Source organism: Sphingomonas sandaracina, assembly GCF_036663695.1.
Taxonomy (GTDB): domain Bacteria; phylum Pseudomonadota; class Alphaproteobacteria; order Sphingomonadales; family Sphingomonadaceae; genus Sphingomonas.
Window position 1 is genome coordinate 721,288 of sequence record NZ_JAXOJK010000003.1, and the last position, 21,862, is coordinate 743,149.

Sequence of the window (21,862 nt, forward strand, 5' to 3'; positions counted from 1 at the left end):
TCACCAAGGCAAGAGGGACATGCCCGGCGCGTGCTACCAAGCCGCTGTCCTACACAGCCTCACCCGGCCACCCTCCACGCATGGCGATCCGAACCCCTTCGAAACCCGTGCGCCCGTCGAGTGAAGTGCACAGCTCCCGCGAAACGCTCCCAGCGTCTGCACTTCCTGTACTTCACTCCCGCGCACCCCAGCCCCCACAGGCCATTTCGCTTCCGTTTCGGCCTCCGAATGCCTATATACTCGGCATGGCATCCAACCCCGAAACCAACAATCCCAACCTCCCGAACATGGGCGACTATGGCGCGGACTCGATCAAGGTCCTGAAGGGCCTCGACGCGGTCCGCAAACGCCCCGGCATGTACATCGGCGACACCGACGACGGGTCCGGCCTCCACCACATGGTGTTCGAGGTCAGCGACAACGCGATCGACGAGGCGCTGGCGGGGCATTGCGACCGGATCGACATCGTCCTCAACGCCGACGGCTCGGTCAGCGTCACCGACAACGGTCGCGGCATCCCGACCGGTATCCACACAGAGGAAGGCGTGTCGGCGGCCGAGGTCATCATGACTCAGCTCCACGCCGGCGGTAAGTTCGAGAACACCAACGACGAGAACGCGTACAAGGTCTCGGGCGGCCTGCACGGCGTCGGTGTTTCGGTCGTCAACGCCCTCAGCGAATGGCTCGACCTGACGATCTGGCGCAACGGCGAGGAGCATTACATGCGCTTCGCGTTCGGCGATGCCGTCGCACCGCTGAAGGTCGTCGGCCCCGCGACGGACGGTCAGAAGGGTACGCGCGTCACTTTCTTCCCGTCGCCCGCCACCTTCAAGATCACCGATTTCGACTTCGACAAGCTCGAACACAGGTATCGCGAGCTCGCCTTCCTCAACTCCGGCGTCCGCCTGTTCCTCTCCGACGCGCGGCATGAGGAAATGAAGACTGTCGAGCTCTATTACGAGGGCGGGATCGCCGCGTTCGTGAAGTATCTCGATCGCGCCAAGGTGCCGCTGATGCCCGAGCCGGTCGCGATCACGGGCACCCGCGACGACGTCACGATGGACGTCGCGCTCCAGTGGAACGACTCCTACTACGAAAACGTCCTCGCCTTCACGAACAACATCCCACAGCGCGATGGCGGCACGCACATGGCCGCGTTCCGCGCCGCGCTGACGCGTACCCTCAACAACTACGCCGAGAAATCCGGTATGTTGAAGAAGGAAAAGGTCCAGCTCACCGGCGAGGACATGCGCGAAGGCCTGACCGCGATCGTCTCGGTCAAGCTGCCCGATCCCAAGTTCAGCAGCCAGACCAAGGACAAGCTCGTCTCGTCCGAAGTCCGCCAGCCTCTGGAAAGCCTGATGGCTGACAAGATGGCCGAATGGTTGGAAGAGAACCCAGCACACGGCAAGGCGATCGTCGCCAAGATCATCGACGCCGCCGCCGCCCGCGAGGCAGCCAAGCGCGCCCGCGAACTGACACGCCGCAAGGGCGTAATGGACATCGCCTCGCTGCCCGGCAAGCTCGCCGACTGCCAGGAGCGCGATCCCGCCAAGTCCGAGCTGTTCCTCGTCGAGGGTGATTCGGCAGGCGGCTCGGCAAAACAGGGCCGTGACCGCCATTTCCAGGCGATTCTCCCCCTCCGCGGCAAGATCCTCAACACCGAGCGCGCGCGTGAAGACCGCATGTTGTCGAGCCGCGAGATCGGCACGCTCATCACCGCGATGGGCACGGGTATTCGCGACGACTTCAACGCGGACAAGCTGCGCTATCACAAGATAGTCATCATGACCGACGCAGACGTTGACGGCGCGCACATCCGCACGCTGCTGCTGACGCTCTTCTACCGCCACATGCCCAAGATCATCGAGGGCGGCTATCTCTACATCGCCCAGCCGCCGCTATATAAGGCGACGAAGGGGCGGTCCGAGGTGTACCTGAAGGACGACGCGGCGCTCGACGAATATCTGGTCGATGCGGGCGTCGGTACGATGGTGCTCGACGGCCCCGGTGGCGGTCGTTCGGGTCGCGACCTGAAGGATCTGGTCGATCACGCGCGCCGGATGCGAACGCTGATGCGCTACGTCCCCAAGCGCTACGATGCAGGCATGATCGAGGCACTCGCGCTCGGCGGCGTGTTCGATCCGGAAGCGTTGGTCGAGGATCGCACGTCGCGACTGCAAACCGTCACCCGTCGTCTCGAACTCGACGATGGCGATGCTCGCTGGACCGCGGTGCTGACCGAAGACGGCGGCATCCACTTCCAGCGTGCGTGGCGCGGCGTGACCGACCACCACATCATCGAGGCCAGCTTTCTGGTGTCCGCCGAGGCGCGAAAGCTGCACGCCTTGTCGGGCGAGCACGCCGAAAGCTATGCCCACACCTCGAATCTCGTGCCCGCGAGCAAGGCCTCGCAGGTCGAGGAGCCCGAGGCGGAAGAGGGTGCGGAGGCCGGTGCCGGCGTGATCGGTTCGGTCACCGCCGTCGCCGCACGCGGCTCGACACAGGTCTCGCGCCCGAGCCACCTGCTCGACGCGATCCTGACCGCGGGACGGAAAGGTCTTGCGATCCAGCGCTACAAGGGGCTGGGCGAGATGAACGCGGAACAGCTCTGGGAAACCACGCTCGACCCGTCGGTCCGCTCGATGCTCCGCGTGACCGCGATCAACGCGGAGAGCGCGAACGAGATCTTCACCCAGCTGATGGGCGAAGTCGTCGAACCGCGCCGCGAGTTCATCCAGGACAACGCCCTGAACGTCGCCAACCTCGACGTCTGAGTGCTTCAGCCGCGTCGGAGGCCGGTTTCCCGCGAACCGGCCGCCGACGCGGTACGCCGTCCGCGCCAAATTCTCAGGCCGGCGATAACCAGGGCGGCGACGCCAGCAAGGACCGCGACGCCGAGCAGCTTATGCCGCGGCACGATCTGGTCGACGACGTCGATCAGGCTGTGCCCGAAGATATAGCCGATTCCGGTAAAGACGACGCCCCACACCAGTGCCGAGATTGCGTTGAGCAGCATGAACGTCCGCGCCGGCACGTGCGAGGTGCCGATCGCGATCGGGCTGATCGTCCGCAGTCCGTAGAGAAAACGGAAGCCGAGGATGAAGATCGTCGGATGCCGCTCCAGCGTATCGAGCGCCTTGGCGAAGGCCGGCTTGTCGGCGATCCGCCGGACCCGCGGCGTATCCCGGTAACGCCGGCCGACGAAGAAGAACAGCTGATCGGCGAAGATCGACCCGGTCACCGCCGCCACCGCGGTCCCGACCAGTGGCAACAGATGCTGGTGTGCCAGCAACCCGCCGGTAACGACGCTCGTCTCGCCTTCGAACGCCGCCCCGAGAAATATCGCGGCCAGGCCGTAGTGTGAAATGAGCGATTCTAGCGACATGGCGCCGCTTCTGCCGCACCGCGGTAGGATACGCCAGTATGCGAAGGACTTACCTAGCGATCCGTCAGTCCAGGAATGCCGCGAGCTTGCTCCATTCCGGCTGTTTGGCGGCGAGGCCGATCGTATGGAGGGGGCTGCTAGACGGCAGCGGGACGAGCGCAGCGTGGCCGGCGCCGTGGCCCAGCAGCGTCTTGCCGCGTTTCCACGCCATGCCGCCATTGAACGCGATCGCGCGAAGCCGGGGCAGGCGGCCGATAAGGCCGACGATGTCGTTCCCCTCGGCGTCGACGATTGCGGCGTCGGTGCTGCCCACACGCCGCGCCGATCCGATGACGTCCCACAGCGCGACACCACGCGTGCGCAGCACGACGAGGCGGTCGTCATAGTCGAGCGGTACGAGATCGCGACCGACGACCGGGGACATCAACCGCCAGAACTGGTTCTGCGGGTGCGCGTAATAGCGTTGCGCCGCGAGCGAACGGTCACCCGGCAAACTGCCCAGTATTAGCAAGCGGGCATCGACGTCGGCGATCGGGGCGAAGGAATGCTTGAGCGGCATCCCAGCGTTAGTGCCGAAATTGTCGAGCATGCCAAGCGCAACCTCGCGATTGCGCGCGATCCCGCAAGCATCCTATGCTCCACGCCATGAAGATCATGCTCTCCGCCAGCCTTGCCGTCCTTGCCTTCGCAAGTGCTCCCGCCGCCGCCCGACAGCTTACCATCGACGACGTCACGATGCTCAGCCGTGTCGGCACGCCGACCGCGTCGCAGGACGGGCATTGGCTCGTCTGGGCGCAGCGCGAGACCGATCTCGCCGCCGACAAGGGGCGTTACGATCTTTGGCGCGTCGATCTGAGCAAACCGGGCGCCGCGCCGGTCAAATTGCTGGCCGATCCGCAGGTGAACGAAAACGACCCGCAGATCGTCGGTAACACGGTCTATTTCACTTCGGACAAGGGCGGCGAGGATGCGGTCTGGTCGGTGCCCGTCACTGGTGGCACGCCGCGGCGCATCACCAGCTTCAAGGGCGGGTTCAGCGGTTTCAAGGTCGCGCCGACCGGCGACAAGCTGCTCGTCTGGGCCGATCGCAAGCCGGGCGCGCCCAGCTTGGAGCCGGCGATGGTAAAGAAGGATCCGAACGCGGGCGCTGGCCGGACGTACGACCAGTTGTTCGTGCGCCACTGGGATACGTGGGCTGACGGCACGCGCTCACAGCTGTTCGTCTTGCCGCTGACTGCGTCCGGTGCGACCGGCAACGGCGTTCCTCTGGTCGGCGCGCTGGTCGGCGATACGCCCTCCAAGCCTTTTGGCGGCGCCGAGGAAGTGGCGTGGAGCCCAGACGGTCGCACCGTGTATTTCGCGCTGCGCGAGGCGGGCCGGATCGAGGCGCTGTCGACCAATCTCGACATCTTCTCGGTATCCGCGGACGGCTCGGCTGCACCGGTCAACCTGACCAAGGCGAACATGGCGACCGACAACCTCCCGACGGTGTCGCCCGATGGCCGTACGCTCGCCTATTTCGCGATGCGGCGGCCTGGGTTCGAGGCGGACCGGCAGGTGCTGACCCTGCGCGATATCGCGAGCGGCAAGACCTTGTCGCTGACCGAGCGCTGGGACCGGTCGGTCGGATCGATCGCTTGGGCGCCTGATTCGAGGTCGATTTACGTCACGGCCGACGACACGCAGGAGACGCCGCTGTTCCGCGTCGATGCAAAGAGCGGCGCTGTCACGCGCCTGACGCAGGAGGGCCATGTCGGTGCGGTGGCGGTCACACCGCGCGGCGTCGTGGTGGCGATGAACAGCCTGACCGCGCCCGACGATTTCTACCGCATTGCCGGCACTGGCGCGCCTCAGCGGCTGACCCAGGTCAACGCCGCCAGACTTGCCGGGATCGACATGCCGACCGTCACGCGGTTCTCGTTCAAGGGTGCGAATGCCGATACCGTCTGGGGCTATGCGGTGAAGCCGTACGGCGCCACCGGCAAGGTGCCGATCGCGTACATGGTGCACGGTGGTCCCCAGGGATCGAGCAACAACAGCTGGTCGTATCGCTGGAACCCGGCGGTGTTCGCAGGTGCGGGCTACGGGCTGGTTGCGGTCGATTTCCACGGGTCGACCGGCTACGGGCAGGGCTTCACCGATGCGATCAGCAACAATTGGGGCGGCTGGCCGCTCGATGATCTGAAGAAGGGCTTGGCGGCGGCGACGACCAAGTTCGCATGGCTCGACGCCGATAACGCCTGCGCGCTCGGCGCGTCCTACGGCGGCTACATGATGAACTGGATCGAGGGGCAATGGCCCGATCGCTTCAAGTGCATCGTCCAGCATGACGGCGTGTTCGACGCACGCGCGATGGCGTACGAGACCGAGGAACTCTGGTTCGACGAATGGGAGCATGGCGGGAAGGCCTATTACGAGGACCCGCAGGCGTTCGAGAAATGGAACCCCGTCAACTACGTCGCCAAGTGGAAGACGCCGATGCTGGTGATCACCGGCGAGAAGGACTTCCGCATTCCGTACACGCAAGGACTGGCGACGTTCACCGCGTTGCAGCGCCGCGGGATTTCGTCGCGATTGCTGGTCAATCCAGGCGAGAATCACTGGGTACTGAAACCGAAGAACTCGCGGCAATGGTATGGGGAAGTGCTGGGCTGGATGGGGAAGTGGACGGCTAAGTAGGAGCTGCCTCTCTCCCTCCCTATGCCGACACCCCGGCTAAATGAGCACCACCCCGGCGAAGGCCGGGGCCCAATTGGTAGGTCCGAGTAACGAGGTGCTGTCCGCCATTACTTCCGTTCCCCAATTGGGCCCCGGCCTTCGCCGGGGTGGTGTTTTGTGATGGTGGCGCCTCATAACCAACCGCGACGTGTTTCCCCGCGAAGGCGGGGACCCAGTCTGGGCTCCCGCCTTCGCGGGAGAACAAGGGAGGGCGGACGACGTTCTCGCGGTCAGTGCGCCTTGGGCTTCTTCACCGCATGCAGCCCCAGCGCGATCGCGCCGCCCAGGATCAATCCGACCACCCCTGAGAAGAACGCGTTCATCGCCCAGTTCACAGCACCTTTCGCGAACGGCACCGCATGCGCGGCGGCTTCTGCCGTGTCATGAATCCAGTGCGGCAGCGTCGTGAACCCGAACGTCTCGATCCCGTGGACGATGATCTGGCCGCCAACCCATACCATTGCCGCCGTCCCGACCACCGAAAGTGCCGACATCACGAGCGGCATCCCCTTGACTAATCCGCGGCCGATCGCCTGGACGAACGCACTGCTGCGTTGCGCGAGATGGAGACCGATATCGTCCATCTTCACGATCAGCGCGACCACGCCGTAGACCGCGATCGTGATGACGATTCCGACCAGGGCGAGCACGATCGCCTGTTCCCAGATCGGCTTGGTTGCCACGTCGGACAGTGCGATCACCATGATCTCGGCGGACAGGATGAAGTCGGTACGGATCGCGCCCGAAACCTTCTGTTTTTCCAGTGTCGCCGCGTCGACCGGCTCGGCGACGACTTCCTCGGCATGACCGCCGCCGAATGCTTCCAGGATCTTCTCCGCGCCTTCGAAGCACAGATACGTGCCGCCGATCATCAACAGCGGCGTCAGCGCCCAGGGTGCGAACGCGCTCAGGGCCAACGCCGCGGGCAGGATGAAGATCAGCTTGTTGCGGAACGAGCCGAGCGCGATCTTGCCGATCATCGGCAGTTCGCGCTTAGGCTCGAACCCGACCATGTAACGCGGGGTCACCGCGGCATCGTCGACCACGACGCCGATCGCCTTGCTGCCTGCCTTGCTGGTCGCCGCGCCGATATCGTCGAGGCTGGCGGCGGCGAGCTTGGTGATTCCGGCGATGTCGTCGAGCAGCGCGACCAATCCTGTGGCCATCGATTATGTCCTTCGCAAATGGTCGAGTATCGGCGCTCGGTAACGTGACAGGATTGTCATGCAACGGCTTTCGCACTTGCGGTAGTGCATGGCGGCCGGAATGGTTGCAGCCAACGCGGCCAAACGACAGGACGGATCATGACACACCCCATCCCGAACGGCGACTTCGTCACGAACCTGCCCAAGGCAGAGCTGCATCTGCATATCGAGGGCAGTCTGGAGCCCGAACTGATGTTCGCGCTGGCCGAACGCAACAAGGTGGCGATCCCGTTCAAGAGCGTCGAGGACGTCCGTGCGGCCTACAGCTTCACCAATCTCCAGACGTTCCTGGACATCTATTACGCGGGCGCCGCGGTGCTCCAGACCGAGGAGGATTTCCGCGATCTGGCGGTCGCCTATTTCGACCGCGTCGCCCAGGATGGCGTGGTGCATGCCGAGATCTTCTTCGATCCACAGACGCACACGCATCGCGGCATTCCGTTCGACGTGGTCGCACGCGGTCTGTTCGCGGGGATCGACGAGGCGCAGGCCCGGCACGGCATGAGTGTTGGGCTGATCATGAGCTTCCTCCGTCATCTCGACGAGGAGGACGCGTTCAAGACGTTTGCCCAAGCCGAGCCGTGGCTCGACCAGTTCATCGGTGTCGGCCTCGATTCGTCCGAGGTCGGCCATCCGCCCTCGAAATTCGCGCGCGTGTTCGCGGCGTCGGCGGATGCCGGGCTGATGCTGTGCGCGCATGCCGGCGAGGAGGGCCCGCCCGCGTACATCCACGAAGCACTCGACATCCTGCAGGTCGACCGCATCGATCACGGCAACCGTGCGCTGGAAGATCCGGCGCTGGTCGCAAGGCTCGCGCGCGATGCCATGACGCTGACGGTGTGCCCGTTGTCGAATGTCGCCTTGCGCAATGTCGACCGGCTCGAGAATCATCCGATCGACCGGATGCTCGATCTCGGCCTGCGCGCGACGATCCATTCGGACGACCCGGCCTATTTCGGCGGCTATATCGGCGAGAATTTCCGGCAGACGGCCCGCGCGAAAAATCTATCGCGCGAGCAGGTCGTGACGCTCGCCCGCAACAGTTTTCTCGGCAGCTTCCTCGACGACGAGGCGCTCAGCGGTCACCTCGCGACGCTCGATGCCTATGTGAAGGCGCATCCATGATCGGACGCTTCCTGGCGGTCTTCGAGCCGTTCATCCTGATGCTGCTCGGCACCGTGGTGCTGGCCAGCCTGCTGCCCGCGCGTGGCGAAATGGCGCCGGTCGTCGGCTATGCAGCGGATATCGGCATCGTCCTGCTGTTCTTCCTGCACGGCGCCAAGCTGTCGCGTGATGCGATCCTGTCGGGCCTGCGCAACTGGAGGCTGCATCTGGCGGTGCTGGCGGTGACGTTCGTGGCGTTCCCGGTGTTCGGGCTGGGGCTGACCGCGCTGCCATTCGTTACCGGTCCGCTTGCGGCCGGGCTGTTGTTCCTCACCCTGCTTCCCTCCACCGTGCAGTCGTCTATCGCCTTTACCGCGATCGCCCGCGGCAACGTCGCCGCGGCGGTGTGCAGCGCGTCGTTCTCGAACCTGCTCGGCATCCTCGTCACGCCCGCCCTCGTCGCGTTGCTGATGAACGTCTCGGGCAGCGGCGGGATCTCGATCGAAAGTATCCAGGCGATCGTGTTGCAACTGCTGGTCCCGTTCGTCGCGGGGCATCTGCTGCGGCCATGGATCGGCGCATGGGTGACGTGGCGCAAGGCGATGCTGACCGTGGTCGATCGCGGTTCGATCCTGCTGGTCGTCTACAGTGCGTTCGGCGCGGCGGTCGTCAAGGGGCTATGGACCAAGGTGTCGATCGGCGACCTGATCCTGATCGGCTTTCTCTGCACCGCGCTGCTGGCGTTCGTCCTCGCTCTGACGTTCGCCGTCGCCCGCCTGATGAAGCTCCCGCGAGAGGACGCGATCGTTCTCCAGTTCTGCGGGTCGAAGAAAAGCCTCGCCTCGGGCGTCCCGATGGCCGGCGTGCTGTTCCCGCCTGCACAAGTCGGCGTGATCCTGTTGCCGGTCATGCTGTTCCACCAGCTGCAGCTGATCGCCTGCGCCATCATCGCGCGGCGCTACGGCGCATCTGCCCCGCCGGCATGATCCTATCGATACGATTGCCTCTCCGGGTATTTGCTTTGTTCCGCAAGGAACGCCACAGCGGTCTTACTGACTGGAGAGCCCTGGCCGATGACTACGCAGAACGAAGTAGACGTCACCGAGCTTGATCAGGCGCAAGTTCAGGACAGCGGCCTGAACCTGACGGCGTGCGACCGTGAGCAGATCCACATTCCCGGCTCGATCCAGCCACATGGTCTGTTGCTGGTCGCCGATGCCGTATCCCTGACGATCGTCGCGGGGGCGGGCGACATCGAGGGGCGGTTGGCGGCCGAATGGCTCGGCGCGGATCTGTCGCAGCTGACGGGGCATGCCGTGCAGGCGGACGACGTGCCGCCGGGCGGACTCGTCGGCACGCCGATTATGGGCAATCGCGAACGCTTCGAGGTCACGATCCACCGCAGCGGTGACTATCTGCTGGCCGAACTCGAACCCGTCGATACCGCGCCGATGACCGCCACGCAGATGCTCGGCCGGCTCAATCCGATGATCACGATGTTCGAACGCGCGACCGATCTGATCACCTTGTGCGAGCGTGCCGCGATCGCGTTCCGTCAGTTGACGGGGTTCGACCGGGTGATGATCTATCGCTTCCTCGACGACGATGCCGGGCGTGTCATGGCGGAGGACAAGGCAGCCGGCCTCGGCACCTTCCTCAACCATCATTTCCCGGCATCGGACATTCCGAAGCAGGCGCGCGCGCTGTACATACGCAATCGCACCCGGACGATCCCGACGATCGACTATGCGCCCGCGGTTCTGCGTCCCGCGGGGTTTCAAACGATCGACCTGAGCGACGTGACGGTGCGGAGCGTTTCGCCGATCCACCTGCGCTATCTCGCGAACATGGAGGTCGCGGCATCGGCCTCGATCTCGATCGTCAAGGACGGGCTGCTCTGGGGCCTGATCGCCTGCCATCACGCCACGCCGCGTGGTCTGAGCCCCGACATCCGCGCCGCTTCGGCGACGCTGGCAAGCGGTCTCGCACGGCAGATTCGCGCGAAGGAAGAGGCCGAGATCTACCGCGAACGGCTGCGCCTGCGCGGTGCCGAGGATGCGGTGATCGCCAAGCTCGCGACCGAACCCGCGCCGCGCAGCATCGTCGTGACGTTGCGCGACGATCTGCGGCGGATGCTCGACGCCGACGGTTTCGCGTTCGTGCAAGGGACGATCGTCGATACCGACGGAGTCTGCCCCGCGCATGACGAAATTCGCGATCTTGCCGCCTGGGTCTGCGCGCGCAGCGGGATCGAGCCGCTGGCGACGCACGAACTTCCCTCGCTGTTGCCGCGCGCGGAAGCGTATCGCGCCTGCGCCAGCGGGATGCTGGCGATGCCGTTGATCGACGAGGGCGCGATGCTGTTCTGGTTCCGCGCCGAACAGGCTGAGGAGGTCGAATGGGCGGGTAATCCGCACAAGGCGGTGTCGCTCGATCCGACTGCGGTGCTGACGCCGCGCACCTCGTTCCAGTCCTGGACGCAGATCGTGTCGGGACGTTCGCGACGCTGGACGCTGGAAGAGATCGAGGCCGCCCACCGCCTGCGCCGCGCGTTCCACGACGCGCATATCAACCAGCGGCTCCGACTGCTCAACGCCGACCTGCAGCGCTCTCTAGCCGACAAGGACGTGCTGATCGCGCAGAAGGACGTCCTGATGAAGGAGGTCAACCACCGCGTCCAGAATAGCCTTCAACTGGTCGCTGCGTTCCTCGCGCTCCAGGCAAAGGCGTCCGACGATGCCAAGGTGAAGGAGCATCTCGCCGAGGCGCAGGCACGACTTGCGGCGGTCGCGCTCGTGCATCGCCGGCTGTACCGCGACGATCAGGTCGAGTCGGTCGATCTCTCGCGCTATCTGGAAGAGCTCGCGGGCGACATGAAGACCTCGTTGGGAGCGGAGTGGGCGGCACACATGCGGCTCGATCTCGCGCCCATCCTCGTGCCGACCGATCGTGCCGTGAATATCGGGCTGGTTCTGACCGAACTCGTCATCAACGCGAGCAAATATGCGTATGGCGGGCACCCCGGCCCGATCCTGATCGCCCTCGAACAGCATCGTAACCGGCTGCGCCTGATCGTCGCCGACGAAGGGTCGGGCAAGGTCGGCACGCGCGAGGGCTTCGGCAGCCGGATGATGAACGCGATCGTCGCCGGGCTGTCCGGCACGATCGAGCATGACGACAACATGCCCGGGCTGCGTGTGATCATGACCGCGCCTATCGTGGACGCTGTCTAGACGGTAGATGTCGAACGTTTAGGGGCGTTGGCGAACCCAGGCTTTGCTGCGGCTGACAATTGATCGGCCGCGGATGTCTTGAAGGTTCATGCTGCAACTGCGAACTAAGCCGCATGATCGATACCGTCCAATCCACTGCCACGTCTCGTGTTCCACCTGTCAACGCCCGGCTGGCCTTGCTCGCACTTGCGGTAGGAGGCTTTGCGATCGGCACCACCGAGTTCGCCGCGATGAGCCTGTTGCCGCAATTTGCGCGTGGGCTCGGCATCGATGAGCCGACCGCGGGACACGTCATCAGCGCCTATGCGCTCGGCGTCGTCGTGGGCGCGCCGACGATCGCCGTGCTGGCGGCGAAGATCGAGCGGCGGGTATTGCTGATCGGGTTGATGACGTTCCTCGGTATCGCCAACGGCCTGTCCGCGCTCGCGCCGACCTATCATCTGATGCTGCTGGCGCGGTTCCTCAGCGGACTGCCGCATGGCGCGTATTTCGGGGTCGGATCGCTGGTCGCGGCATCGATGGTGCCGCGCGAGAAGCGGTCGCGCGCGGTGTCGCGGATGATGCTCGGGCTGACGATCGCGACCATCGCGGGCGTACCGCTCGCGAACGGTATCGGCCAGTGGTTCGGCTGGCGCTGGGGCTTCGGGATCGTTGCGATTATCGCTGCGGCGACGGTCGCGATGCTGTTCAGGTTCGCGCCGGTCCTGCGTCCTGCCGTCGATGCGAGCCCTATCGGCGAACTGGCGGCGCTGCGGAACGGTCAGGTCTGGCTGACGCTGGCGATCGGCGCGGTCGGCTTCGGCGGAATATTCTGCGTCTACACCTATCTGGCGTCCACGTTGACCGAGGTTACGGGCGTCTCGTCGAGCTTCACGCCGATTGCGTTCGCACTCTTCGGCGTAGGCATGACGATCGGCACTCTGGTCTGTGCGAAGGCGGCCGACGTGGCGCTGATGCCGGCAGCGGGCATCACCTTGCTGTTCGGGGCGGGGGCATTGGCACTCTACGCGCCGGCGACGCCGCATCTCTGGGCGATGTTGCCGGTCGTCGTGTTGATCGGGTGTGGCGGCGGGTTGTCGACGATCCTCCAGACCCGGCTGATGGATATCGCGGAGGAGGCGCAGACGCTGGCGGCCGCACTCAACCACTCCGCATTCAATACGGCCAACGCCCTTGGGCCGTGGCTCGGGGGGCTTGCGATTGCGGGCGGGTATGGGTTGCCGTCGACCGGCTGGGTCGGGACGGCGCTGGCGCTCGGCGGTTTCGCGATCTGGGCGTTGTCTTGGACACTGGATCGCCGGCGGGTTTGAGAGGCTACGCTGGCGGGTTTGAGTGCTCGCCAATTACCGTTCTCCCGCGAAGGCGGGAGCCCAGGGTTACGAATGATGGCGCCTGTGGCTCCTGAACCCCCGCCTTTGCGGGGAAACGGTTCTTCTGGGGCGTCCGCGCGGCCCCATTCCCACCACCCCGGCGAAGGCCGGGGCCCAATTGGGGACCGGGGCTGACGAAGGACAGCGCCTCATTACTGCAGCCTTGCCAATTGGGCCCCGGCCTTCGCCGGGGTGGCGCTTCTTAGTTCGGTGTGGTCAGAAGGTACTGATCGGTCGGTCCGCCCGTCAGCCCCGATCGATCACCGCGCGATGTCGCGCTTTGCCAACTGCTTGTTCAGCCCCAGTGCGATCAGCGTAAAGACCGCGCCCGAGAACAGATACGCGCCGCTCGCCGCCAGCCCCAGTTCGCTCGTCAGCAGCAGTGCCGCCAGCGGGGCGAAGCCCGCACCGAACAGCCAGGCAAGATCGGTCGTCAGTGCCGAACCCGTATAGCGATGCTGCGGCGACAGGCTCGAGGCGATCGCACCCGAGGACTGGCCGAACGACAGGCCGAACAACAGGAAGCCGATGCCCATGAACAGGCGCTCGCCGATCTCGCCACCGTTGAGTAGCGACGGTGCGGCAATTGCGAACAGCGCGATCAACACCGCGATCGTGCCGAGCATCGTGCGACGCCCGAAGCGGTCCGCAAGCAGGCCCGACACCAGCATCGCGCCGATACCGATGATCGCGCCGATCACCTCGACCACGAGGAATCGACCCGGCGATTCGCGCGTGAACAGCACCACCCACGACAGCGGGAACACCGTCACCATGTGGAACAGCGCGAAGCTGGCAAGCGGCACGAACGAGCCGAGCCAGATCGCCTTCCACTGCGACTGCACGGTCTCGACCACCGGTGCCGGCTCTAGCTCGCGCTTGGCGTACATTTCTTCAAATTCGGGTGTCACCACCAGGCGAAGGCGGGCGAACAGCGCGACGACGTTAATCGCGAACGCCACGAAGAACGGATAGCGCCAGCCCCAGGCAAAGAAATCCTCGGTCGGCAACGCGGCCACGAAGAACGCGAACAGCCCGCTCGCGACCAGCAAGCCGATCGGCGCGCCGAGCTGCGGCAGCATCGCGTACCAGCCGCGATGCTTTTCCGGCGAATTCAGCGACAGCAGCGAGGCCAGACCGTCCCAGGCACCGCCCAGCGCGACGCCCTGGCCGATACGAAGCAGCGCGAGGATCGCGACAGACCAGTTTCCGACCGAATCATAGCTCGGAATGAATCCCATCGCGACGGTTGAGGTGCCGAGAAGGAACAGCGAGATCGTGAGTTTGACGCTGCGGCCGTACGCGCGATCGACCGCGATGAAGATGATCGACCCGATCGGGCGGGCGATGAATGCCAGCGCGAACACCGCGAACGAGTAGAGCGTGCCCTGCAGCCGGTCGACATACGGGAACACCAGCGTCGGGAACACCAGCACCGAGGCGATCGCGTACACGAAGAAATCGAAGAATTCCGAGGTGCGGCCGATCACCACACCGATCGCGATCACGCCGGGCGTGACGTGCTCGCCGTCGCTGTGAATACTGCGAGCATCGGCTTCGAAGCTCGTCTCGGGGATCGTATTTGCACTCATTCTTCAACTCGCTCTTCAGGGCGCGAACCCGATGATACGCTGTTCCGGCGGATGCGGGCAGGGGTAATCTATGCTACCCCTCATACTGATAAAGCCATGCCGATGTTGCAGTGCAGCGCCCATTGGACAAATTGTCCACTGTAGCGCGGCGCAACGCAGGCGTAGGGGGACCGTATGACCGTCGTGACACAGCTTTCCCGCTCCAAAATCTCAGCCCGAAAATGGTTGGCTGCCATGCCCTTGGCGCTGTTCACCAGCGGTTGCGACTGGGTGGTGATGTCGCCATCCGGCGATATCGCAGTGCAACAACGCGACCTGGTGCTGATCTCGACGGGGCTCATGCTCCTGATCATCGTTCCGGTGATCGCGCTGACGCTGTTCTTCGCGTTCCGGTATCGCCATTCGAACAAGACCGCCAAGTACGAGCCCAACTGGGATCACTCGGTCGGCCTCGAGCTGCTGATCTGGGGCATCCCGCTGTTGATCATCATCGCGCTTGGCGCGCTGACCTGGACCAGCACGCATCTGCTCGATCCGTACCGTCCGCTCGGTCGGATCAAGCCCGATGCGCCGACGCTCGCGAACAACGTGCCGGTCGGCAACCTGGTCGACCAGCAGCAGCTGGCGAACGGCGTCGGCAAGCCGCTCGAGGTTCAGGTCGTCGCGCTCGATTGGAAGTGGCTCTTCATCTATCCGGAATACGGCATCGCCACGGTCAACGAACTGGCCGCGCCGGTCGATCGTCCAATCCGTTTCCAGATGACCTCGTCGTCGGTGATGAACGCGTTCTACATCCCTGCGCTTGCCGGCATGATCTACACGATGCCCGGCATGCAGACGACGCTTAACGCGGTGATCAACAAGCCCGGCAACTACGAGGGCTTCTCGTCCAACTATAGCGGCGCGGGCTTCTCGGGCATGCGCTTCCGCTTCCACGGCGTCAGCGACGCTGGCTTCGATGCCTGGGTCAACCAGGTCAAGCAGCGCGGGGGCGGTCTGAACCGTGCGAGCTATCTCCAGCTGGAGAAGCCGAGCGAGAAGGTCCCGGTCCGCTATTACAATGCGGTCGATCCGAACATGTTCAAGCTGGTCGTCGAACAGTGCGTCCAGCCGGGCAAGGTCTGCATGTCGCAGATGATGCATGGCGGCAAAGGCGGGGGGGACTCGCACGCCAATATGGCGATGCCGGGCGTCAACGGCGGCAAGGGTCCGCAAGAGGCATCCGAGCGCATCAAAGGCGCGTTGTTGAAAGACGCGGACGAAAAGGGAAGCGGCAAACACTGGACCGCGCCGGCCGACATAAAACAGGACGGCGCCAACAGCGCGCCCGGCTCGCAGTCCAACCGCAATCACACGATGTTGACCCCCTCCATCATGCCGGGCACGCGCCCCGTCGCGAACGGCTAGAGAACCATCATGAACGACACATTGTTGAAGACTATCTTCGGCCGCCTGACCCTGGAGTCGCTGCCGCTGCACGAACCGATCGTCGTCGCCACCTTCGCGATGGTGGCGATCGGCGGGCTCGGGCTCGTCGCCGCGCTGACCTACTTCAAGGTCTGGGGCTATCTCTGGAACGAGTGGTTCACCAGCGTGGACCACAAGAAGATCGGGATCATGTACATGATCCTCGCGATCGTCATGCTGCTTCGCGGCTTCTCCGACGCGATCATGATGCGCGCGCAGCAGGCGATGGCGTTCAACGGCTCCGAAGGCTATCTGACCGCGCATCACTATGATCAGGTCTTCACCGCGCACGGCGTGATCATGATCTTCTTCGTGGCGATGCCGATGGTCACGGGCCTGATGAACTATGTCGTCCCGCTCCAGATCGGTGCGCGCGACGTGTCGTTCCCGTTCCTCAACAATTTCAGCTTCTGGATGACCACGGCCGGTGCCGTGATCGTCATGATGTCGCTGTTCATCGGTGAGTTCGCGCGGACAGGCTGGCTCGCGATGCCGCCCCTCTCGGGACTGGCGTACTCGCCGGACGTCGGTGTCGACTATTATATCTGGGCGTTGCAGATCGCGGGCATCGGGACACTATTATCCGGCGTCAATCTGGTCGCGACCATCGTCAAGATGCGCGCGCCCGGCATGACCATGATGAAGATGCCGATCTTCACCTGGACGTCGCTGTGCACCAACGTCCTGATCGTCGCCGCATTCCCGGTTCTGACCGCGGTGCTCGCGATGCTGTCGCTGGACCGTTACATCGGCACCGCGTTCTTCACGAACGACTCGGGCGGCAACCCGATGATGTACGTCAACCTGATCTGGATCTGGGGTCACCCCGAGGTCTACATCCTGGTCCTGCCGGCATTCGGCATCTTCTCGGAGGTCACCTCGACCTTCTCAGGCAAGCGCCTCTTCGGCTACAGCTCGATGGTCTATGCGACGCTCGTCATCACGATCCTCGCCTATCTCGTCTGGCTGCACCACTTCTTCACGATGGGGTCGGGCGCGAGCGTGAACTCGTTCTTCGGCATTACCACGATGATCATCTCGATCCCGACAGGGGCCAAGATCTTCAACTGGCTGTTCACGATGTACAAGGGGCGGATCCGGTTCGAACTGCCGATGATGTGGACGATCGCCTTCATGGTGACCTTCACGATCGGCGGCATGACCGGCGTGCTGCTCGCGGTGCCGCCCGCCGACTTCGTGCTGCACAACTCGCTGTTCCTGGTCGCGCATTTCCATAACGTGATCATCGGCGGCACGCTGTTCGGCATGTTCGCCGGCATCAACTACTGGTTCCCCAAGGCGTTCGGCTTCAAGCTGGACAAGAAGTGGGGCACGGTATCGTTCTGGTGCTGGGTGGTCGGCTTCTACTTCGCGTTCATGCCGCTCTACGTCCTCGGCCTGATGGGCGTGACTCGCCGGATGCGCTATTTCGACGATCCGAACCTGCAGATCTGGTTCGTCATCGCCGCCTTTGGTGCAGCGCTGATCGCAGCCGGCATCGGTGCCTTCCTGCTCCAGATCTTCGTCAGCATCCGCAACCGCGAGGCGCTGGCCGATCACAGCGGCGATCCCTGGGGTGGCCGTACGCTGGAGTGGGCGACCTCGTCGCCGCCGCCGGAATACAACTTCGCGTTCACGCCGATCGTCCACGACCTGGACGCTTGGTACGACATGAAGGAGCGCAAGGCGGTCCGTCCGGTCTCCGGCTTCAAGGCGATCCATATGCCGAGCGGCACCGGAACGGGCGTCGTGCTCGCCGGCCTCAGCGTGGCATTCGGGTTCGCGATGATCTGGTACATCTGGTGGCTCGCAGGGCTCACCTTGGTCGGCATCTTCGCGACGACGATCTTCCACACCTTCAACTACAAGCGCGACTTCCACATCCCGGTCGAGGACGTGATCGCCAGCGAGGACGCGCGCACCCGCCAGCTCGCGACCCAGGGAGCCTGACGCGATGTCCGCAATACCCATGAAGGACGGCCTGAACGAGACGGAGAAGGTCTCGTTCTACGACCTAGACGAGCACGAGCATCCCGACGGCGGCAGCACGATGCTGGGCTTCTGGATGTACCTGATGAGCGATTGCCTCATCTTCGCGGTGCTGTTCGCGGCGTATGCCGTGCTCGGCAACAGCTATGCCGGCGGCCCCAGCCCGAAGGAGATCTTCGAGTTGCCGCTGGTGGCGGTGAACACTGCGATGCTGCTGTTCTCGTCGATCACCTACGGCTTCGCTATGCTGTCGATGGAGGAAGGGCGTCAGCGCATCATGCAGATGTGGCTGGTGTTCACCGGCCTGTTCGGCCTCGCGTTCCTGTCGATCGAGATGTACGAGTTCGCGACCCTCATCCATGAGGGTGCGGGCCCGACGCGCAGCGCGTTCCTGTCGTCGTTCTTCACGCTGGTCGGCACCCACGGCCTCCACGTCACGATGGGCCTGATCTGGCTCGTCACGCTGATGGTTCAGGTCCAGAAGCACGGCCTGATCGCGGCGAACAAGCGTCGCCTGATGTGCCTCAGCATGTTCTGGCATTTCCTCGACGTCATCTGGATCGGCGTCTTCACCTTCGTCTATCTGATGGGCACCCTACGATGAGCGACCCCCACGCAGTCACGCATGACTCGCACTTCGATAACACCGACAAAGGGCACGACGCCCATGCCGACAACGGGCATGGACACGGGGATCATGCATCGCATGGCACGCGCGGCAGCTACCTGAAGGGGTTCTTCCTCTCGGTCATCCTGACCGCGATCCCGTTCTGGATCGTCATGACGGACGCGTTCAAGGATCCGTCGACCGCCGCGCTCGTCGTGATGGTGTTCGCGGTCGCACAGATCGTCGTCCACATGATCTACTTCCTGCACATGAGCGGCAAGTCGGAGGGCGGCTGGACCATGATGGCACTGATCTTCACGATCATCCTCGTCGTCATCACGCTCAGCGGATCGATCTGGGTGATGTACCACATGAACACGAACATGATGCCGATGCAGGCCGCGGCAGACATGTGATGAAGACGCGACCGGGCCCTGCCGTCTATGTCGCAGGCCTGGTCGCGCTGCTGCTGTTCGCCGGGTTTATGGCGCTCGGCATCTGGCAGGTCGAGCGCCGCACCTGGAAGCTCAACCTGATCGAACAGGTCGGCGCGCGCGCGCACGCCGCGCCGGTCGCCCCGCCGGGGCCCGCCGCGTGGGGCGCAATCACCGCCACCACCGACGCCTATCGCCGCATCCGTCTAGACGGCACCTTCGATAATTCACGTGAGACGCTGGTCCGCGCTGCCACCGCGCTCGGCAGCGGCTACTGGGTCGTCACGCCCTTGCGGACCGCGCAAGGCTTCAACGTCCTCGTCAACCGCGGATATGTCTCGCCCGAACAGCGCACCGCGCATACCAAGCCCAGCGGCCCGGTCATGATCACCGGCTATCTCCGCATCACCGAGCCCGGCGGCGGCTTCCTGCGCCACAACGACCCCGTCGCCGGCAAATGGTATTCGCGTGATGTCGCCGCGATCGCCAGCGCGCGTGGCCTGTCGAACGTCGCCCCCTATTTCGTCGATGCGGACAAGTCCGGCACCGCCGCCCCCGTCGGCGGCCTAACGATCATCGCCTTCCCCAACAACCACCTCGTCTACATGCTGACTTGGTTCGCGCTCGCCGCGATGACGATCGGTGCGTTCGTCGTCTTCGTCCGTCAGGATGCGCGCAAGCGGCAAGGGGCGGCATGACCTCGGCGGGCGCACGTCAGGGCTGGCAACGCTGGCTCGCGCTCGCCACCGCGCGCACCGACGCGACCGGCAACGCCAACATGCGACAGCTCGTGACGCTGCGCTGGATCGCGGTCGCCGGCCAGTTCGTCACCATCTTGTTCGCGCGGTTCGCGCTCGGCTTCGACCTGCCACTCGTCCCGATGATGGCAGCCCTGGCCGCAGCAGTCGGCCTTAACCTCGCCAGCATGCCGCTCTACGGCTGGCGCAAGGGCGCGAACATCCAGCTCCTGCTCGCGCTCCTGTTCGACGTCGGCCTGCTCACCACGCAGCTCTATCTCGCGGGCGGCGCGACCAACCCCTTCATCTCGCTCTACCTGCTCCACGTCGTGCTCGGCGCCGTGCTGCTCGATCGCTGGTCGAGCTGGGCGATCGTCGCCGTCACCGCCGCCTGTTTCGGCGTGCTCACACTGTATTATCGCCCGCTGATCCTGCCCCCCGATTACAGCGGCGAGTATTTCCTGCTCTACACGATCGGCTCGCTGCTCTGCTTCATGCTCATCGCGACGCTGCTTATGCTGTTCATGACCCGCATCACCGGAAACTTGCGCGCCCGCGACACCCGCCTCGCCGACCTTCGCCAGCAGGCCGCGGAGGAGGATCACATCGTCCGAATGGGACTTCTGGCATCCGGCGCCGCGCACGAACTCGGCACGCCGCTCGCGTCGATCGCGGTCATCCTCGCCGACTGGCGTCGCATGCCGACGCTCGCGCAGGACGCCGACCTCCAAGCCGAGATCGTCGAGATGCAATCCGAGGTGCAGCGCTGCAAGGCGATCGTCACCGGCATCTTGTTGTCGGCCGGCGAAGCGCGCGGCGAGGCGCCCGAGATCATGCCGCTCCACCAGTTCCTCGACGCGATCGTCGACGAATGGCGCGCCGTTCACCCGTCGGTCGATTTCGACTACACCACCCGAGTCGGCGACGATCCGCAGGTCGTGTCCGACCCCGCATTGAAACAGGTGATTGCCAACGTGCTCGACAACGCCGCCGAAGCCTCGCCGCACTGGGTCGCCTTCCGCGGCGAACGCACCGACGGCGACCTTGCGCTGATCGTCCGCGACCGCGGCCCCGGCTTCAGCGACGAACGGCTCGCCAGTTTCGGCAAACCCTACCAGTCGAGCAAGCGCGAACCCGGCCACGGCCTCGGCCTGTTCCTCGCCGTCAACGTCATGCGCAAGCTCGGCGGCGGCGTGTCCGTCGTGAACTGCGAAGGCGGCGGCGCGGAAGTCACCATCCGCATGCCCCTCTCCGCGATCGCCCTCTCATGACGCAGACGGATCGACAGTCGGTTCGAGTCGAAGACCGCGTCGCGTACTCCGTCATGCCGGGCTCGTTCCGGCATCCACGGCGACGCGAAATCGGGAGATATTGGTTTGCGGAACGGTGGACCCCGGAACCAGTCCGGGGTGACGGAGTGGTTTGGGACAATCCTTTTCCCAAAATGAGCGTCGGATCGGTGCTGCCCAGATGACAGACCAAAAACTCCTTGCCATCGTCGAGGACGACGAGACCTTCGCCCGCACGCTCCGCCGCTCGTTCGAACGCCGCGGCTACGAAGTGATGCAGGCGGCCAGCCACGAGGAACTTGTAGAGCAACTGGCCGAGCGCACGCCCCGTTACGCGGTCGTCGACCTCAAGCTCGGCGGTGCGTCGGGCCTGGTTTGCGTCCAGACGCTCCACGCACACGACCCCGAGATCCTCGTCGTCGTCCTCACCGGCTTCGCGAGCATCGCCACCGCAGTCGAGGCTATCAAGCTCGGCGCGTCGCACTACCTCGTCAAACCCTCGAACACCGACGATATCGAAGCCGCGTTCGATCGCACCGAGGGCAGCGTCGACACAGAACTTTCCGAGCGCCCGACCTCGATCAAGACGCTCGAATGGGAGCGTATCCACACTACGCTCGCCGAAACCGACTTCAACATCTCCGAGACCGCGCGCCGCCTCGGCATGCACCGCCGCACGCTCGCGCGAAAGCTCGAGAAGCGCCCGGTAAAATAGCCGCAACGCTTCGC

General features: G+C 64.5%; 17 protein-coding genes. 13 read left to right on the forward strand and 4 right to left on the reverse strand.

Going from position 1 to position 21,862, the window contains the following annotated elements:
• Positions 1–245: 245 nt before the first annotated feature.
• Complete coding sequence (gene gyrB, locus U1707_RS12815; protein ID WP_332800429.1) at positions 246–2,777, forward strand: DNA topoisomerase (ATP-hydrolyzing) subunit B; 2,532 nt, start codon at positions 246–248, stop codon at positions 2,775–2,777.
• Between the two features lie 5 nt (positions 2,778–2,782).
• Here the strand turns inward: gyrB and U1707_RS12820 are convergent, their stop codons facing one another.
• Together U1707_RS12820 and U1707_RS12825 are read right to left on the reverse strand one after the other, a co-directional pair.
• Positions 2,783–3,388: a DedA family protein gene (locus U1707_RS12820; RefSeq protein ID WP_332800430.1), complete on the reverse strand. Its 606-nt coding sequence runs from the start codon at positions 3,386–3,388 to the stop codon at positions 2,783–2,785.
• Positions 3,389–3,452: 64 nt separating this feature from the next.
• Positions 3,453–3,977, reverse strand: coding sequence for a DNA-deoxyinosine glycosylase (locus tag U1707_RS12825; protein WP_332800431.1), 525 nt, complete (start codon positions 3,975–3,977; stop codon positions 3,453–3,455).
• A gap of 56 nt (positions 3,978–4,033) precedes the next feature.
• Here U1707_RS12825 and U1707_RS12830 point away from each other — a divergent pair, with 56 nt between their 5' ends.
• Complete coding sequence (locus U1707_RS12830; protein WP_332800432.1) at positions 4,034–6,067, forward strand: S9 family peptidase; 2,034 nt, start codon at positions 4,034–4,036, stop codon at positions 6,065–6,067.
• A 269-nt stretch (positions 6,068–6,336) separates the two neighbouring features.
• Here U1707_RS12830 and U1707_RS12835 read toward each other — a convergent pair whose 3' ends face one another.
• The gene (locus U1707_RS12835; protein ID WP_332800433.1) at positions 6,337–7,272 is read right to left on the reverse strand and encodes a DUF808 domain-containing protein; all 936 of its coding nucleotides are present in this window, start codon (positions 7,270–7,272) and stop codon (positions 6,337–6,339) included.
• 138 nt (positions 7,273–7,410) lie between these two features.
• Here U1707_RS12835 and U1707_RS12840 point away from each other — a divergent pair, with 138 nt between their 5' ends.
• The 4 genes from U1707_RS12840 (at position 7,411) to U1707_RS12855 (ending at position 12,958) form a co-directional block, all read left to right on the forward strand.
• Positions 7,411–8,436, forward strand: coding sequence for an adenosine deaminase (locus U1707_RS12840; protein WP_332800434.1), 1,026 nt, complete (start codon positions 7,411–7,413; stop codon positions 8,434–8,436).
• The gene (locus tag U1707_RS12845) at positions 8,433–9,401 is read left to right on the forward strand and encodes a bile acid:sodium symporter family protein (protein ID WP_332800435.1); all 969 of its coding nucleotides are present in this window, start codon (positions 8,433–8,435) and stop codon (positions 9,399–9,401) included. Before U1707_RS12840 ends, U1707_RS12845 begins: the two co-directional genes overlap by 4 nt.
• Positions 9,402–9,488: 87 nt before the next feature.
• Positions 9,489–11,648 carry a histidine kinase dimerization/phosphoacceptor domain -containing protein gene (locus tag U1707_RS12850; protein ID WP_332800436.1) on the forward strand — a complete coding sequence of 720 codons (2,160 nt, stop codon included), beginning with the start codon at positions 9,489–9,491 and terminating at the stop codon, positions 11,646–11,648.
• 113 nt (positions 11,649–11,761) lie between these two features.
• Positions 11,762–12,958, forward strand: a complete 1,197-nt coding sequence (locus U1707_RS12855; RefSeq protein WP_332800437.1) for an MFS transporter — start codon at positions 11,762–11,764, stop codon at positions 12,956–12,958.
• Positions 12,959–13,278: 320 nt separating this feature from the next.
• On the opposite strand, the gene U1707_RS12860 is transcribed toward U1707_RS12855, so the two are convergent.
• The gene (locus U1707_RS12860; protein WP_332800438.1) at positions 13,279–14,610 is read right to left on the reverse strand and encodes an MFS transporter; all 1,332 of its coding nucleotides are present in this window, start codon (positions 14,608–14,610) and stop codon (positions 13,279–13,281) included.
• Positions 14,611–14,844: 234 nt separating this feature from the next.
• Between U1707_RS12860 and U1707_RS12865 the strand changes: the two genes are divergently transcribed.
• The 7 genes from U1707_RS12865 to U1707_RS12895 all read left to right on the forward strand — a co-directional run bounded on the left by U1707_RS12865 (position 14,845) and on the right by U1707_RS12895 (position 21,848).
• Positions 14,845–16,017, forward strand: a complete 1,173-nt coding sequence (locus U1707_RS12865; RefSeq protein ID WP_332800439.1) for a ubiquinol oxidase subunit II — start codon at positions 14,845–14,847, stop codon at positions 16,015–16,017.
• 9 nt (positions 16,018–16,026) lie between these two features.
• Positions 16,027–18,027, forward strand: a complete 2,001-nt coding sequence (gene cyoB / locus U1707_RS12870; RefSeq protein ID WP_332800440.1) for a cytochrome o ubiquinol oxidase subunit I — start codon at positions 16,027–16,029, stop codon at positions 18,025–18,027.
• A gap of 4 nt (positions 18,028–18,031) precedes the next feature.
• A complete protein-coding gene (gene cyoC / locus U1707_RS12875; protein ID WP_232090183.1) occupies positions 18,032–18,670 on the forward strand; it encodes a cytochrome o ubiquinol oxidase subunit III in 639 nt (212 codons plus the stop codon).
• The gene (gene cyoD, locus U1707_RS12880) at positions 18,667–19,089 is read left to right on the forward strand and encodes a cytochrome o ubiquinol oxidase subunit IV (RefSeq protein WP_332800441.1); all 423 of its coding nucleotides are present in this window, start codon (positions 18,667–18,669) and stop codon (positions 19,087–19,089) included. The genes cyoC and cyoD overlap by 4 nt, the downstream gene beginning before the upstream one ends.
• Positions 19,089–19,805, forward strand: coding sequence for an SURF1 family protein (locus tag U1707_RS12885; protein ID WP_332800442.1), 717 nt, complete (start codon positions 19,089–19,091; stop codon positions 19,803–19,805). Before cyoD ends, U1707_RS12885 begins: the two co-directional genes overlap by 1 nt.
• Positions 19,802–21,115 (forward strand): ATP-binding protein, encoded by a 1,314-nt coding sequence (locus U1707_RS12890; RefSeq protein WP_332800443.1) that lies wholly within the window; start codon positions 19,802–19,804, stop codon positions 21,113–21,115. Before U1707_RS12885 ends, U1707_RS12890 begins: the two co-directional genes overlap by 4 nt.
• Positions 21,116–21,314: 199 nt before the next feature.
• Positions 21,315–21,848, forward strand: coding sequence for a response regulator transcription factor (locus U1707_RS12895; protein ID WP_332800444.1), 534 nt, complete (start codon positions 21,315–21,317; stop codon positions 21,846–21,848).
• The last annotated feature ends 14 nt before the right edge of the window (positions 21,849–21,862 follow it).